Raw genomic sequence first — 15,572 nt, 5'->3', positions numbered from 1 at the left:
CTGAAGCAACTTACCGTCAAAACCTACGTAACTCATTGTTTATCAAAGAGTTTTCCGTTTCGACTGCGCCGGAAGTGGGGCGAATTATAGACTTCTGGAATCGCCCGTCAACCCCTAATTACGCTTTTGTTGCAGAAAGTGGTTTTTTCGCAATAAGGCGTGGGATTCTGCGCATCACCGGTGGTATCCGCAGTACCAGGAGCAACGCACCTATAGAGGCATAGATAGCCCACTCCTTCAGATCCGCTCGCACAATCCACAGCATGTGCAGCAAGCCAAGTCCTAGAATCACATAGACGAGACGGTGCAGCTTCTTCCAACGACTCCCAAGCCGACGCTGGCTATAGCGGTTCGAAGTCACCGCCAGCACTAATAAAGACAGAAAACCCAAGGCGCCCACAATAATGTAAGGCCGCTTACGCAACTCCACCCCAAGCTGCGACCAATCGAGCCCCAGCACAAACACACAATAAGCCGCCAAGTGCAGCACAACATACGCAAAGCACCACAGCCCTAATTGCCGACGCACCGCTATCCACCCTGCCCAACCACTCAATTTCTGCAGCGGCGTCATTCCCAAGGTGATCAGTAGCAGAATCAAGGTGCCCAACCCCAGGCGATCAACCAGCACTTTGCCCGGGTCCGGCCCCAGGACAGAACTCCACGCTTCGTAGAGCCAGAACAACGGCCACACCGCCGCAGCCATGAAGACGCCAATGCGCCAGATGGGATAGCGCATCAGTAGTTCTTCCGCAAATCCAGGTTGGTATAAAGAGAGGCAACGTCGTCGGAGTACCCATTGAACATTTGCGTCTCGCGCACATTGGGGCTGAAGAGACCACTCGGCAACCGGCGCTCACGTGCCTGCGTCCACCGAGGATGGTCGACCGTAGGGTTCACATTCGCATAGAACCCATACTCATCCGCCGCAATACTTTGCCACGTGGTTTTCGGCTGCTCACTCACCAGGCTGATTCGCACAATGGACTTCACACTCTTGAAGCCATACTTCCACGGCACCACCAGACGCAACGGGGCCCCGTTCTGATTAGGCAGCTCCCGCCCATACATGCCAACAGCAAGAATCGCCAAGGGATTCATCGCCTCATCCAAACGCAGCCCCTCAACATAAGGCCAGTCGATCAAACCAAAGCTTGAACGCTGGCCAGGCATGCTCTTGGGATCCTGCAGGGTTTCAAAGCGGATGTATTTGGCTTTAGAGGTAGGCTCTACCTGCTTGAGCAGGGCCGAGATGGGAAAGCCGATCCACGGAATGACCATCGACCAGGCTTCGACGCAGCGCAAACGATAGATTCGCTCCTCCAACTGGTAGGGCTTCATGAAATCTTCCAGGGCATAGCGCCCTGGCTTCGCAACCTCGCCATCAATCACCACACTCCAAGGTTCGGTTTGCAGTGACCCCGCATTGGTTGCCGGGTCGCCCTTGCCAGTGCCAAATTCATAGAAGTTGTTGTAGTGGGCCGCGTCCTTGAACGGGGTAATCGCCTCCCCCGACACCGTCACAGCCTGCCACTTGGTATCGGGCAGCTTGCCGGTAAACCAGCTTGGCGCCTTGCCTGCCTCGACATCGGCATAACGTGAAGCATCGTTGGCACTTGCCCAACGCGGCAAGCTACTGGCAGCAATGCCGGCCAGCGCACCACCGAGCAAGCTACGGCGAGAGAGATAGAAGGATTCAGGCGTGACGTCAGATTCGTGGCAATCGGACGCTTTGGGCAATTTGATTAGCATGGCAACTCCGCAGTATTGGAGAACTGATGCACCAATAGACTGCGGAGTATGGGGGAAATTACATTAAGGCAATGTTTTGTCCCGGCGCAGATGCAGCAAGTACTGAACTGGCCCCGAAGCCGCGTAGACCAGGAACGCCAGCAGCAGAATGCGCGGTGGGTCGCTGAACACGACGGCAAACACAAGCACCACTACCAGAATCGCCACGAAAGGCACGCGCCCCTTGAGGTCGAACTCCTTGAAGCTGTTGTACTTGATGTTACTGACCATCAGCATGCCGGCCGCCGCAACCATCAAGGCCACCAGGAATGACATCTTCGAACCCTGGATACCGTAGTCACTGAACGCCCAGACAATACCCGCCACCACACCCGCAGCTGCCGGACTGGCCAGGCCGATGAAGTAGCGTTTGTCGGCAGTACCCACCTGGGTATTGAAACGCGCCAGGCGCAAGGCCGCGCCGGCAACATAGATGAAGGCAACCATCCAGCCCACCTTGCCCATGTCCCCCAGTGCCCAGGCAAACGCCAGCAATGCAGGCGCAACACCAAAGGCAACCATGTCCGACAACGAGTCGTACTCGGCGCCGAAAGCACTTTGGGTGTTGGTCATGCGTGCCACACGACCATCAAGGCCATCGAGCACCATGGCTACAAAAATGGCGATAGCCGCAAAACCGAAGTACTTGCTGGCGCTCGCTGCATCACCCGCTGCCAGGGCGCTCTGGGCACTCATGGAGTTGATGATGGAATAAAACCCGGCAAACAGGTTCGCCGTGGTGAACAGGTTGGGCAAAAGATAGATGCCACGATGCCGGACCTTGCGACCTTCCGCATCATGCCCTTCTTCGACATGCTCATCGATCGGTAGCAGGCTATCGGCGTCAGCGGCCTGGCCCGGCTCTTCGGGACGTTCGGTCATGGACTTTACCTTGCAACGGTGTGAAAAGAATTCGACAAATACTTGCGGAGCGTGTTCGCCCGCAAACGATGCAGCTTTATACCAGAACCCGCCCCCAAACGAAAAAACGCGGCCTAAGCCGCGTTTTCCCTTGATGCGTACGACTTAGTTCTTGGCTTTGTCGACGATCTTGTTGGCACCGATCCACGGCATCATGGAGCGCAGTTGCTCGCCGATGACTTCGATACCGTGAGCGGCGTTGTTACGACGCTTGGCGGTCATCGAAGGGTAGCCGGTTGCGCCTTCGCTGATGAACATTTTGGCGTATTCGCCGTCCTGAATACGTTTCAGGGCGTTGCGCATAGCCTGACGGGACTCGGCGTTGATCACTTCCGGGCCAGTCACGTACTCGCCGTATTCGGCGTTGTTGGAGATCGAGTAGTTCATGTTGGCGATACCGCCTTCGTACATGAGGTCAACGATCAGCTTCAGTTCGTGCAAGCATTCGAAGTAGGCCATTTCTGGCGCGTAGCCCGCTTCAACCAGGGTTTCGAAACCGGCTTTAACCAGCTCAACGGTACCGCCGCACAGAACGGCTTGTTCGCCGAACAGGTCGGTTTCGGTCTCGTCCTTGAAGGTAGTTTCGATGATGCCGGTACGACCGCCACCCACGCCAGCAGCGTAGGACAGGGCGACGTTCTTGGCGTTGCCCGAGGCGTCCTGGTAGATCGCGATCAGGTCAGGGATACCGCCGCCTTTGACGAACTCGGAACGCACAGTGTGGCCCGGTGCTTTCGGCGCGATCATGATCACGTCGAGGTCAGCGCGCGGCACAACCTGGTTGTAGTGGATCGCGAAACCGTGGGAGAAGGCCAGGGTGGCGCCCTTCTTGATGTTCGGCTCGATTTCGTTCTTGTACAGCGAGGACTGGAACTCGTCCGGGGTCAGGATCATGACCAGGTCGGCAGCCGCAACAGCGGAAGCAACGTCAGTCACTTTCAGGCCGTGGGCTTCAGCCTTGGCAACAGTAGCCGAGCCTTTGCGCAGGCCAACGGTTACGTCAACGCCGGAGTCTTTCAGGTTGCACGCCTGTGCGTGACCCTGGGAGCCGTAGCCGATGATGGCGACTTTCTTGCCCTGGATGATCGACAGGTCACAATCTTTATCGTAATAAACTTTCATGAGGTTCCTCTATATATCCAGGCCGTAAGGCCATTCGCTAATTTGGGTTAGATGCTGAGTACTTTGTCGCCACGGGCAATCCCGGTGACACCACTGCGTACCGTTTCCAGAATCGAGGCCGTCCCGATCGACTGGATGAAGCTGTCCAGCTTGTCGCTCGTACCGGTCAGTTGAACGGTATAAACGCTGGCGCTCACATCGACGATCTGCCCGCGATAAATGTCGGTAGTCCGTTTGATCTCGGCACGTTGGGCACCCGTGGCCTTGACCTTGACCAGCATCAGCTCGCGCTCGATGTGGGCACTCTCCGACAGGTCGACCAGCTTGACCACTTCGATCAGCTTGTTGAGGTTCTTGGTGATCTGCTCGATCACCTCATCGTGACCCACGGTGGTCAACGTCAGGCGCGACAGGGTCGGGTCTTCGGTCGGGGCCACGGTCAGGCTTTCGATGTTGTAGTTGCGTTGCGAAAACAGGCCGACAACACGAGACAGAGCGCCGGGTTCGTTCTCCAGAAGCAGGGAGATAATGTGCCGCATGATTAAGTACGCTCCGTCTTGTTCAGCCACATGTCGCGCATAGAGCCGTCTTTGATCTGCATCGGGTAGACGTGCTCGCTGGTATCCACCTGAATATCGATGAACACCAGGCGGTCCTTCATGGCGAACGCCTCTTCCATCTTCGGCTTCAGATCTTTCAAATCGGTGATGCGAATGCCGACGTGGCCATAGGCTTCAACCAACTTGACGAAATCTGGCAGCGACTCCATGTAGGAATGGGAGTGACGGCTGTTGTAGCTCATGTCCTGCCACTGACGAACCATGCCCAGCACGCCGTTGTTCAGGCAGACGATCTTCACCGGAAGGCCATACTGCAGGCACGTCGACAGTTCCTGGATGTTCATCTGGATGCTGCCCTCGCCGGTGACGCACGCGACGTCGGTGTCCGGGAAGCTCAGTTTCACGCCCATGGCCGCAGGGAAACCAAAGCCCATCGTGCCCAGGCCACCGGAGTTGATCCAGCGGTTAGGCTTGTCGAACTTATAGTACTGCGCTGCGAACATCTGGTGCTGGCCCACGTCGGAGGTCACAAAGGCATCGCCCTTGGTCACTTCGCACAGGGTTTCGATCACGGTTTGTGGCTTGATGATGCTGCCGTCGCCCTTGTCGTAAGGGAACAGGCCGCGATCGCCACGCCATTCGTCGATCTGCTTCCACCAGCTGGCAACGGATTCCTTGTTCGGCGTCTCGCCGATGTCCTTGAGCGCGGCAACCATTTCGGTCAGCACGCTTTCCACAGGACCTACGATCGGCACGTCGGCCTTGATGGTCTTGGAGATGGACGCCGGGTCGATATCGATGTGGATGATCTTGGCATTCGGGCAGAATTTGCTCGCGCCATTGATCACACGGTCATCGAAGCGTGCGCCCACGGCCAGGATCACGTCGGCGTGGTGCATGGCCAGGTTGGCCGTGTAGCTGCCGTGCATGCCGAGCATGCCGACGAACTGACGGTCCGAACCCGGGAATGCGCCAAGGCCCATCAGGGTGTTCGTCACTGGCAGGTTGAGCATCTTGGCCAGTTCGGTCAGCGGTGCGGAACCGCCGCCCAGAATTACGCCACCGCCCGAGTACAGCACAGGGCGCTTGGCCGCCAGGAGCATTTCTGCCGCCTTGCGGATTTGCCCCGAGTGCCCACGAACGGCCGGGCTGTAGGAACGCAGCTTGGCTTTCTTCGGGAAGACGTATTCGAATTTCTCGGCCGGGTTGGTCATGTCTTTCGGCACATCGACCACGACAGGGCCCGGGCGACCGGACTGTGCGAGGTAGAAGGCCTTTTTCATGACTTCCGGGATTTCCGATGGATGCTTGATCATGAAGCTGTGTTTCACGATCGGCCGGGAGATACCGATCATGTCGGTTTCCTGGAATGCATCGGTGCCCACCATGGTGCTAGGCACCTGGCCGGAGATGATCACCATCGGGATGGAGTCCATATACGCAGTCGCGATGCCGGTGATGGCATTCGTTGCGCCCGGGCCGGACGTTACCAGTACCACGCCGGCTTTACCGGTGGCACGGGCGTAACCGTCAGCCATATGGGTTGCAGCTTGTTCGTGGCGAACCAGGATGTGGGTAACAGCCGGTTCCTTGAACAGTGCGTCGTAAACATGCAGCAGAGCACCACCTGGGTACCCGTAGATATAGTCGACGCCTTCGTCACGCAAAAAGCGGACGAGCATCTCACCACCAGATAAAAGCTCCACGTTGTTCACCTCTAAAACGCCAGAATACCGTCCGTTGAAAACCGACGGGTCTTAATAGGTTTACTTCTCAACAGAGCATGAGCGACGGTGGTCGCCGACTACGTCAGCACTGACTGAGCAAGTATTGGGATCGTCCCAAGTGTTGCGGGCTTTTCCCACCCAGCGCGAGGTAACGCGTTGCGGGTGTTACAGGTCGGCGCGGATATGCGCCTCATGATCTGCTGAGCGGGCCTGCTTCTGGCAGTCCCGATACAGCGGACTTTGGATTCTTCTGTTTCAGGCCCTTCAAGTCAAGCAATAATTGCGCTTTTTTCCAACTAAGCGCATGAGAACGTAGAAGAAAGGGCTTTGAGGAGGGATAAAACTCGCCTGAATGTCGTCAAGCGGTAGAAATGTGCGCAAGACTGCCGGAAAAACCGGCAGTCAGGCAATTAACGAGCGTCGGCGATCAGTTGGTCGAACTTTTTCAGCGCGTTACGCAGGCCAAGGCTCTCTGTCGGGCGATCGGCGTAGACCATCTCGGCCATCTCCAGGATCCCGGACGCGTTGGGCAATGGCAGATCCTGCTCGAGGATCTGCTTCATACGCACCAGGAAGATCCATTGCAGCCACTGGTGAAAGTCCAGGGTATCGACCGAAAACGGCTCGACACTGCTGAGCGCCTCGACGCTGGGGGACACTTCGTCCCACCAACCTTGCACGCGCAACTCGCGTTCAATCAGCAACAACTGTTCGGCAATTGCCGGAAACCGTGCATCCATCAGAGGCTGACCTTGGCTTTTTGCCGAGCCTGGGCGGCACCGGCAGCATCGCCTTGCGCGGCACGCGCATCACCGATCAAGGCCCACAGGTTGGCTTGCAGGTCGGGACGACCGTTCGCCAGGCTCAGGCCGCGGCGGGCAAATTGCTCGGCTTGCGGCGCATCGCCCTGGGCCATACGCACTTGGGCCAGGCGATACAGCACTTGCGGCTCACGCGGCGCCACACGCTGGGCACGTTCAAGGCTTGACGATGCGCCGTTCAGATCACCACCCGCCTGCTGCTGCTGGGCGGTAGTGAGCAATGCCAGCACCGGGCCGTCCAGTTGCTCGTCAGCCGACAGGCCGCCTGCGTTGGACGAAGACGGAATACCGCTTGGCGTGGACGGCATGGTGTAAGTGCCCTGGTTGATCGGCGCCGTTTGAATCGGCGTGGAATCGATCGGACCTGAAGTGCTTGGCCCCGGGGTCCACGGCTCAGCGCTGATCGGCGCGGATGTGGCAGCGCCACCACCCGGCACCATCACCACCACGCCGGAATCCTGCGGCACGGCTTGAGGCCGGGCTTGGGCAGGACGGTTCGTCACGGTCTGGCGGAAACCGCCGTTGGCCGAGATGCGGTCGTTGTTGGAGACGGTCGTGCTTGAGTCCACCACCGGAATCGAACCGCGCTGCACGCTGGCGCAACCGTTGAGCAAAGCCAGAGCTGTAATAGCTGGAATCCACCACTTGTTCACTTGAAACCCTCTTTGCTTAATTCATCCAGCCCTTGACCCAATCCATCACCGACTCCGCACTGGCAGGGGCACCGCTACCGCAGGCAGGGCCGGCAGGTGGCTCGCTGCCGCGAATATACGGCATCTGCACCGCACCCGGGCAGTTGGCATCAGAGCCCTGCCCTGTGTGCGGATCGATCCACGCCTGCACGATGTTATCCGGCTGCGGCATATTAAGCGGCAGCGGGTCGGCTTTGCGCATGAAACTTGTCCACACCTGCAACGCGCCCGTCGCACCCGTGAACGGCGTCTTGCCGTTGTCGTCACGTCCCATCCAGACCACCGCCAGCACATCCTGGCCGAAACCGGCGAACCAGCTGTCACGCGAGTCGTTACTGGTGCCGGTCTTGCCCGCCAACGTCAGGTTCGCCGGCAGCACGCTATAGACCGAGCGCCCGGTACCTTCACGCATCACGCGCTGCATGGCGTTCTGGATCAGGTAGATAGAGCCTGCATCAAAGCGCTGCTGAATCTGGAACGGGTAACGCTTGAGCGGCTCGCCCTCAGCGGTCAGCACACTGCGAATGCCGCGCATCGGTGTATTGAACCCACCGTTGGCGATCGTCTGGTACATCGTAGTGACTTCCATCGGCGTCATGGCGCCGGCGCCCAGCAGCATTGATGGGAACGCCGGGAACTCGCGGTTGACGCCTAGGCGTCCGAGGGTTTTCAACACATTCGGCACGCCGACTTCAAGCCCGAGGCGCGACGTGGAAATGTTGTAGGAATGCGCCAATCCCTGATAGAGGAAAATCGTACCGTTGGAGCGACGCTCGAAGTTTTTCGGCGTCCACACCTGGCCATCTGCCAATTTGACCGACAACGGGTCATCCGACAGCCAACTGGTAAGGGTGTATTTGCTCGGTTTTTCCAACGCAGTAAGGTAAACCGCCGGCTTGACCAGCGAGCCGATCGGCCGCACGGCGTCCAGCGCACGGTTGAACCCGGCAAAACTGGCCTGGCGACTGCCGATCATGGCCTGGACTTCACCGGTTTCCGGATTGGTCACGACCATGGCCGCTTCGACGTCATCGATGCCCTTACGACCGGTCATGCGCTTGAAGGTGTCATTGACCGACGCTTCGGCCTTCATCTGCAGGATCGGGTCGAAGCTGGTGAAGATCCGCAGGCCTTCTTCGGTCAAGTCTTCGTCGCGATAGTCTTCACGCAACTGGCGCTTGACCAGGTCGATGAAGCCCGGGAAGGAGCTGTCCGCCAGCTTGCCGCGCGTGGTGACGCCCAACGGCATCTTCTTCGCCGCCGCCACTTGCTCAGCCGTGGCCACGCCCTGTTGTTCGAGCACATCGAGCACCAGGTTACGACGCTCCAGCGCGCGCTCCGGGTTGCGACGCGGGTTGTAATAGGACGGGCCCTTGACCATACCGACCAGCAGCGCCACTTGATGCAGCTTCAGCTCAGACAACGGCTGACCAAAGAAGAACTGGCTGGCCAAGCCGAAACCATGCACGGCACGCTGGCCATCCTGGCCGACGAACACCTCATTGAGATACGCCTCCAGGATTTCCTGCTTGCTGTAGTGCAACTCAAGCAGCATCGCCATCATCGCTTCGGTCAACTTGCGGGTCAGGCTGCGTTCGTTGGTCAGGTAGAAGTTCTTGACCAACTGTTGGGTCAGCGTGCTGCCACCCTGGGTCATCTTGCCACCAGAGGTGTTCACCCAGATGGCACGGGCAATCGACTTGGGCGAAACGCCCCAGTGGCTGTAGAAATCGCGGTCTTCCACCGCAACCAAGGTTTCCAGCAAATACGGCGGCACCTGATCAAGTTTGATCAGGATGCGGTCTTCAAGATTCTTGGGATAAATGCCGCCGATCAGCAGCGGTTCAAGGCGGACCACCGGCAGCTTCGAACCGTTGAGTGACGACAGTTCGGCAACATAGTCGCCAGAGAAGCGCACACGCACAGGCTGGGGTTTCTCCAGGCCTTCATAAAACTGGAAGCCACGGGTATTCAGGTCGACGGTGTTACCGCTGACCGCCGCCGCGCCCGGGCCATTGCTCACCGGTTCGCGGCGGTATCCAAGCGCGTCCAGCTCAGTGAGGAAGTCATCCTTGCTCAGCTTCTGGCCGGTGAACAGCTCCAGCGGGCGTGCATACACCTTGGCCGGAATGGTCCAGCGCTTGCCGGAGAACTTCTCCTGCACCACGGCATCGAGGTACACCGCAAAGCCGGCGAGCACCACAAGGCCTACCAGGCTGAGCTTGAGCGCCCAGCCCAGCCATGGGCGCAGGCCGCGTGAAGGAGGTTTTTTACGGGAACGGGGAGATCGGGTTCGAGTCATGGCGGCGGATTATACGCACTTTATTGATGATCAACATGAGCCGGACAGCGGTTTGCACGACCGCTCGTAGCGGCCATAATGCCCGCCATGATTTCCCCCCGACTTTGAAGGATCGCCCGTGAGCCAGTCCCTGATCGCTGCCCTGCAAAACCCGGCTTTATACCCTCACCCGGTTGAAGCGTTTCAAGTCATTGAAACCCATATTTCCTGGGTGATCCTGACCGGCCCCTATGCCTATAAATTGAAGAAGCCGATGAACTTCGGTTTTCTCAACTTCACGGCCCTCGAAGATCGCGGCCACTTCTGCAACGAAGAACTGCGCCTCAACGCGCGCCTGACCGAAGATTTGTATCTTGAAGTGTTGCCGATTACCGGTACGGCCGAAGCCCCGCAATTGGATGGCGAAGGCCCGGTGATCGAGTACGCGCTGAAAATGCGCCAGTTCCCGCAAAGCCAGCTGCTCAGCACCTTGCAAGCCAATGGCGAACTGACCAGTGCGCACATCGATGAGATGGCCAAACAGATCGCACACTTTCACCTGACGGCCCCGAAAGTGCCGCAGGATCACCCGGCCGGCACGCCGGACGAAGTGATGGCACCGGTGCGGCAGAACTTCGAACAGATCCGCCCATTCCTCAGCGACAAGGCGGACCTGGTACAACTGGAAGCCCTGCAAGCCTGGGCCGAAAGCAGTTTCGAGCGTCTCAAGCCTCTGCTCGCACAGCGCAAACTCGACGGCTTTACTCGCGAATGTCACGGTGACATCCACCTGGGCAACGCCACACTGATCGATGGCCAAGTCGTGATCTTCGACTGCATCGAGTTCAACGAACCGTTCCGCTTCACCGACGTCTACGCCGACACCGGCTTCCTGGCAATGGACCTGGAAGACCGAGGCCTCAAGTCCCTGGCACGTCGCTTCATCAGCCAATATCTGGAATTGACGGGCGACTACAAGGGCCTTGAAGTGCTGAACTTCTACAAAGCCTACCGCGCCCTGGTCCGCGCCAAGATCGCGCTGTTCAGCATGCCGAGCGAGGCCAGCCCGGTGCAACGCGCCACCACTCTGCGCCAGTACCGTAACTACGCGAACCTCGCGGAAAGCTACAGCACCATTCCGTCGCGCTTCCTGGCCATTACCCACGGCGTTTCGGCTGTCGGCAAAAGCCAGGTCTCGATGCGACTGGTGGAAGCCTTGGGCGCTGTGCGCCTGCGCTCGGACGTTGAACGCAAACGTCTATTTGGTGAACAACACGTGGAAAATACGCCACAAGCGGGCATTTATGCGACCGACGCCAGTGCAGCGACCTACGCCCGCCTGAATGAAATCGCCGATACCGTGCTGCGTGCAGGCTTCCCTGTGGTGCTGGATGCCACTTTCCTCAAGCACGAACAGCGCAGCGCCGCCGCCAAAGTGGCTGAAGCGACTGGCGCTCCTTTCCTGATCCTGGATTGCAACGCACCACAGGCCGTTATCGCCAGCTGGTTGGCACAACGTCAGGCGGACAGGAACGATCCTTCCGACGCAACACTGGCGGTAATTGAGGAGCAACACGCCAACCGTGAGCCGCTGACCGCCGAAGAACTGCTCCTCAGCCATCGTGTCGAGACCAATGAAAGCGGGACGCTCGATGCCTTGGTCGCGCATATTCGCCAGCGCTTGCCGGGGCTGTAAGAAATATTTCTTGGTCGTGTCACCGACTTAGGGCGCACGACCCAGCAATAGTGGCACTATAATGGCGTCATAAATCCAACAGGAGTCGCCGTCATGAGTCAGCCCAAGCTTCTTGATACCCCGCTCTACTCGCTCCTGCATAAAGATGACATCCGAGGTTTCAACCAGGAGCGCCCCAAAGACGGTGCCATCGATATGCGTGGCGGCGACTTCCGCGGGCTCGACCTGCGCGAGCTGAACGCTACCGGCGTGGACTTCACCGATGCCTACTTCCGCTCCGCCGACCTGCGTGGCCTGGATTTACGCGACTGCTCACTGGAAGGCGCCAGCCTGGCCCATGCACAGATCTCGGGCGCCTACTTCCCGCCCGAGCTGACCGCCGATGAGATCCTCATGTCGGTCAATTTCGGTACCCGCCTGCGTTACCGCACCAAGTAACGCCAATGCCCAAAACCCCGGCCACGCCCAGGCGTGCTGGGGTTTTATGCCTGCCCGCCGTCAAAATCCTCGCGTCATTCTTATAAGCTTTTCAGCCGTTCCTGACCAAAGAACTACGCTTTTCCTACTGAGCGCTACACTCTTTTTCAGGCTTGCCTGGTCACGATACCCACCGCACCATTCGGCCGTCGCAAGGAGGCTTGATGAACGATGAGCTGCAACACCTGAAAAATCTTGGCAAGACGTCGGCGCAGTGGCTGCATGCGGTGGGCATCCACAGCGCGTCCGATCTGCGCCGCCTGGGAGCAGTCGACGCCTACCGAGCCGTTCGGACGCGTGGATTCCGGGCGTCCAAAGTGCTGCTGTATGCCATCGAAGGCGCATTGATGGATGTGCACTGGAACGACATTCCGTCGGAGCGCAAAGAAGCGTTGAACCGTCAGTTGGATGCTATGTCAGCACGGCAGAAGAATTAGATTCACGATCAGACCCAGCCTTTACGGGCATGACAAACACCTGTTTGAGAAAACCTGAGGAGCAGGCAAAAACAAAGGTTGACTCTCAAATGAGAATCGTTATGATTATCACAACTGGTCGCGAGATCAGCCGATAACTGAAAGACCATTGGTTCGGACTCTCAGATTATCTCCTCATCAGGCTAATCACGGTTATTTGACCCGGCTCTTGCCGGGTCTTTTTTTGCCCGTAAAAACCTGTTTCAGCGCGCAATAATCAACGGGTGACCGCGCTCGGGATGCGGCTGTACCAACACCTCCAGGCCAAAGACAGCCTTGAGCGGCTCAGGTAGCAAGACCTTCGAAGGTATATCCAGCGCATGAGGGCGCCCCTGTTCCAGCAACAAGATGCGATCGCAGTAACGTGCTGCCAGGTTCAGGTCATGAAGGATCACCAGCACAGCCGCCCCCCGATCCGCAAAGTGGCGGATCGCTTGCAAGGTGGTGTGCTGGTGCAATGGATCGAGCATCGACGTGGGCTCATCCAATAGCAGCGTCTGGCCTGCTTCACCCGGCCATAACTGAGCCAGCACCCGCGCCAGATGCACACGCTGACGCTCCCCACCCGACAACGCCAGGTAGCTGCGACCACTCAAGTGCCCCACATCCGCCGCCTGCAGGGCAGCCTCGATGATTTCATCATCACGCACTCGGCCCGTTTGATGAGGCAAGCGCCCCATGCCGACTACCTCTTCGACACGGAAGGCAAAGTCCAGCGTCGATACCTGCGGCAGCACTGCCAACCGCTGCGCACGTTGCGAACCACTCCAGTCAGCCAACACCTGCTGGTCAAGCCAGACATTGCCCTTATCCGGCTGCAACTCTCCACACAACGCACCAAGCAACGTACTTTTGCCTGCCCCGTTGGGGCCCAGCACACCCAACACTTCTCCCGGCATCAGGTCTAGGGTGACATCAGCCAGCACCGTCTTGTGACCGCGCCGGATCTGCAGCTCTTCCACGCGCAGCATCAGGCACGCCCCCGCAACAACAGGTAGAGAAAAAATGGCGCGCCAATAAACGCAGTTACGATACCAATCGGCAACTCAGCCGGCGCCAGCGCCAGGCGAGCCACCAAATCGGCGAACAGCAACAGGCTCGCCCCTGCCAATACCGACGCGGGCAACAACACCCGGTGATCCGGCCCGGCCAGCAACCGCACCAGATGTGGAACCACCAGCCCGACAAAACCAATCATGCCGGCTGCCGCCACGGCAGCTCCCACGCCCAGGGCGGTACAGAAGACCAGTTCACGCTTGAGCCTCTCGACATCAACGCCCAGGTGATTGGCCTCGGACTCTCCCAGCAACAGCGCATTCAACGCCTTGGCCCGACGCGGCAGCCACAGCGCCACACCCGCACTCACCAACAGCAATGGCCACAACCGCGAATAGCTCGCGCCATTGAGGCTGCCCAGGTTCCAAAAGGTCAGCGTACGCAAGGTGGCGTCATCCGCCAGGTAGGTAAACAGCCCAACCGCCGAACTGGCGAGGGCGGTCAGGGCAATACCGGCAAGCAGCATGGTCGCGACATTGGTCTGGCCATTACGCCGCCCCAGGCGGTAGACCAGGGCCGTCACCCCAAGCCCCCCGAGAAACGCACACAGCGACAATAAATACGGCCCAAACGCATCCGGCAGACCGCCAAAGAACGAACCACCGACTATCGCAATCGCCGCCCCCAGCGCAGCACCGCTGGACACCCCCACTAGGCCCGGATCGGCCAGCGGGTTGCGAAACAATCCCTGCATTGCCACACCCGACAGTGCCAACACGCCCCCTACCGCCAGTCCGAGTAACGTTCGCGGCAGGCGAATCTGCCCCAGGATCAACTCGGCCTGCTCCAACCCTTGCGCCTCAATCGGTATGCCCATCAAGCGCAGAGCCGCCTTAAGCGTATCCATCAACGGCAGGCTGACCGGCCCCAAGGCCAATGAGAGCCAGGTCGCCAACACACACAGCAACGCCAGCCCGATAAACAGCGTTTTGGGTTTAACCAGCGTCGTCATGGGGCAGGCTTGGCCTGGGACGGGTAAAACCCAGCAGACAGCTTCACCAGGCTTTGCGGTAGACGCGGCCCGAGCCCGCCCACCAGCAGCGTCGGATCCACTTCAAACACTCGACCCTGCTTGGCGGCCGGGGTGGAAGCCAGAATCGGGTTCTCCTTGAACAAGGCTGCACGCGCCGCATCACCGGTAAGGGCACGATCAGCAAACACCAGAACATCCGGACTCAAACCGGCCAGCGACTCCACCGAAAACGGCTTGTAACCACTGTGGGTTGCCAGGTTATGTCCGCCAGCCTGTTGCAGCATCCAATCGGCAGCCGTGTCTTTACCCGCGATCAGCGGCTTGCCACCCGCGTGACCGAGCAATAGCAGCACACCCGGGGATTTCTGCGTGGCCTGGGCCTTGGCGACCCAGCTTTTCTGCTGCTCAAGCGCCTGCTCATATCCGGTAAACAATTCGTTGGCTTTCGCCTCGCTGCCCAACAGTTTGCCCAAGTGCTGCAGGTTGCCTTTCAACGTCGGCAAGTCCGGTTGGGCCGAGAACAACTCCACCTGCACACCGGCACCGCGTATCTGCGCCAACACAGGCGGCGGCCCCATTTCCTCGGTGCCTACCAGGATCTGCGGACGCAAGCTCAGAATGCCTTCAGCCGACAATTGCCGCTGGTAGCCAATGCTCGGCAGCGCTTTAAGCGACTCGGGATGCTGACTGGTGGTATCCACCCCCACCAACTTCGACTCCCCGCCCAGGGCCGTCACCCATTCCGACAGTGCGCCACCGGCACTCACCCAGCGTTGTGGCAGTTCAGAGGCTTGTGCCCCATAGTTGACCAGCAGTGAGGCAACAAGCGCAATAGCGCTGGTACTCAGGCGCATAACAGGGTTTCCTTCCAGGGGCAGGGCTACTCAAGCACTCATCGATGTGACAGACAGCGTCTGCCAGGCATCGTATTGAGCGCCCGGTCAGCCGACGGGCGAAGCCGGCATTTGATAATTGTTTG

The 15,572-nt window shown here is 58.9% G+C and carries 15 protein-coding genes; 3 read left to right on the top strand and 12 right to left on the bottom strand.

What is annotated here, in order from left to right; all coding sequences use genetic code 11:
- Positions 1-118: 118 nt before the first annotated feature.
- The 9 genes from msrQ to mrcB form a co-directional block, all read right to left on the bottom strand.
- Positions 119-739: a protein-methionine-sulfoxide reductase heme-binding subunit MsrQ gene (msrQ, locus tag AC07SU_RS18340; protein ID WP_494997807.1), complete on the bottom strand. Its 621-nt coding sequence runs from the start codon at positions 737-739 to the stop codon at positions 119-121.
- Complete coding sequence (gene msrP / locus AC07SU_RS18335; protein WP_494997806.1) at positions 739-1,752, bottom strand: protein-methionine-sulfoxide reductase catalytic subunit MsrP; 1,014 nt, start codon at positions 1,750-1,752, stop codon at positions 739-741. The genes msrQ and msrP overlap by 1 nt, the downstream gene beginning before the upstream one ends.
- Positions 1,753-1,815: 63 nt before the next feature.
- Complete coding sequence (pssA, locus tag AC07SU_RS18330; RefSeq protein WP_176998396.1) at positions 1,816-2,673, bottom strand: CDP-diacylglycerol--serine O-phosphatidyltransferase; 858 nt, start codon at positions 2,671-2,673, stop codon at positions 1,816-1,818.
- A gap of 144 nt (positions 2,674-2,817) precedes the next feature.
- Complete coding sequence (gene ilvC, locus AC07SU_RS18325; protein WP_003194132.1) at positions 2,818-3,834, bottom strand: ketol-acid reductoisomerase; 1,017 nt, start codon at positions 3,832-3,834, stop codon at positions 2,818-2,820.
- A gap of 47 nt (positions 3,835-3,881) precedes the next feature.
- Positions 3,882-4,373, bottom strand: coding sequence for an acetolactate synthase small subunit (ilvN, locus tag AC07SU_RS18320; RefSeq protein WP_003176102.1), 492 nt, complete (start codon positions 4,371-4,373; stop codon positions 3,882-3,884).
- 2 nt (positions 4,374-4,375) lie between these two features.
- Complete coding sequence (locus tag AC07SU_RS18315; protein ID WP_176998397.1) at positions 4,376-6,100, bottom strand: acetolactate synthase 3 large subunit; 1,725 nt, start codon at positions 6,098-6,100, stop codon at positions 4,376-4,378.
- 431 nt (positions 6,101-6,531) lie between these two features.
- Positions 6,532-6,861 (bottom strand): YqcC family protein, encoded by a 330-nt coding sequence (locus AC07SU_RS18310; protein ID WP_494997805.1) that lies wholly within the window; start codon positions 6,859-6,861, stop codon positions 6,532-6,534.
- A complete protein-coding gene (locus AC07SU_RS18305) occupies positions 6,861-7,595 on the bottom strand; it encodes a tetratricopeptide repeat protein (RefSeq protein WP_176998399.1) in 735 nt (244 codons plus the stop codon). Before AC07SU_RS18305 ends, AC07SU_RS18310 begins: the two co-directional genes overlap by 1 nt.
- A 16-nt stretch (positions 7,596-7,611) precedes the next feature.
- Positions 7,612-9,936 (bottom strand): penicillin-binding protein 1B, encoded by a 2,325-nt coding sequence (mrcB, locus tag AC07SU_RS18300; protein ID WP_494997804.1) that lies wholly within the window; start codon positions 9,934-9,936, stop codon positions 7,612-7,614.
- Positions 9,937-10,054: 118 nt separating this feature from the next.
- On the opposite strand from mrcB, the gene AC07SU_RS18295 reads away from it, so the two are divergent.
- From AC07SU_RS18295 to AC07SU_RS18285, 3 genes are all read left to right on the top strand, one after another.
- Positions 10,055-11,611, top strand: a complete 1,557-nt coding sequence (locus AC07SU_RS18295; RefSeq protein WP_494997803.1) for a bifunctional aminoglycoside phosphotransferase/ATP-binding protein — start codon at positions 10,055-10,057, stop codon at positions 11,609-11,611.
- Positions 11,612-11,704: 93 nt separating this feature from the next.
- Entirely contained in the window at positions 11,705-12,049 is a 345-nt protein-coding gene (locus tag AC07SU_RS18290; protein ID WP_135310628.1) for a pentapeptide repeat-containing protein, read from the top strand.
- Between the two features lie 203 nt (positions 12,050-12,252).
- The gene (locus tag AC07SU_RS18285) at positions 12,253-12,525 is read left to right on the top strand and encodes a TfoX/Sxy family protein (protein WP_494997802.1); all 273 of its coding nucleotides are present in this window, start codon (positions 12,253-12,255) and stop codon (positions 12,523-12,525) included.
- A gap of 242 nt (positions 12,526-12,767) precedes the next feature.
- Here AC07SU_RS18285 and AC07SU_RS18280 read toward each other — a convergent pair whose 3' ends face one another.
- The 3 genes from AC07SU_RS18280 to AC07SU_RS18270 are packed head-to-tail and all read right to left on the bottom strand — an operon-like array spanning position 12,768 to position 15,447.
- The gene (locus AC07SU_RS18280; RefSeq protein WP_494997801.1) at positions 12,768-13,535 is read right to left on the bottom strand and encodes a heme ABC transporter ATP-binding protein; all 768 of its coding nucleotides are present in this window, start codon (positions 13,533-13,535) and stop codon (positions 12,768-12,770) included.
- A complete protein-coding gene (locus AC07SU_RS18275; protein ID WP_494997808.1) occupies positions 13,535-14,518 on the bottom strand; it encodes a FecCD family ABC transporter permease in 984 nt (327 codons plus the stop codon). Before AC07SU_RS18275 ends, AC07SU_RS18280 begins: the two co-directional genes overlap by 1 nt.
- Before the next feature lie 50 nt (positions 14,519-14,568).
- Complete coding sequence (locus AC07SU_RS18270; protein WP_494997800.1) at positions 14,569-15,447, bottom strand: heme/hemin ABC transporter substrate-binding protein; 879 nt, start codon at positions 15,445-15,447, stop codon at positions 14,569-14,571.
- Positions 15,448-15,572: the final 125 nt, after the last annotated feature.

The organism is Pseudomonas sp. GW821-FHT05H12, assembly GCF_059419385.1.
This window is presented reverse-complemented; position numbering and strand designations above follow the sequence as displayed.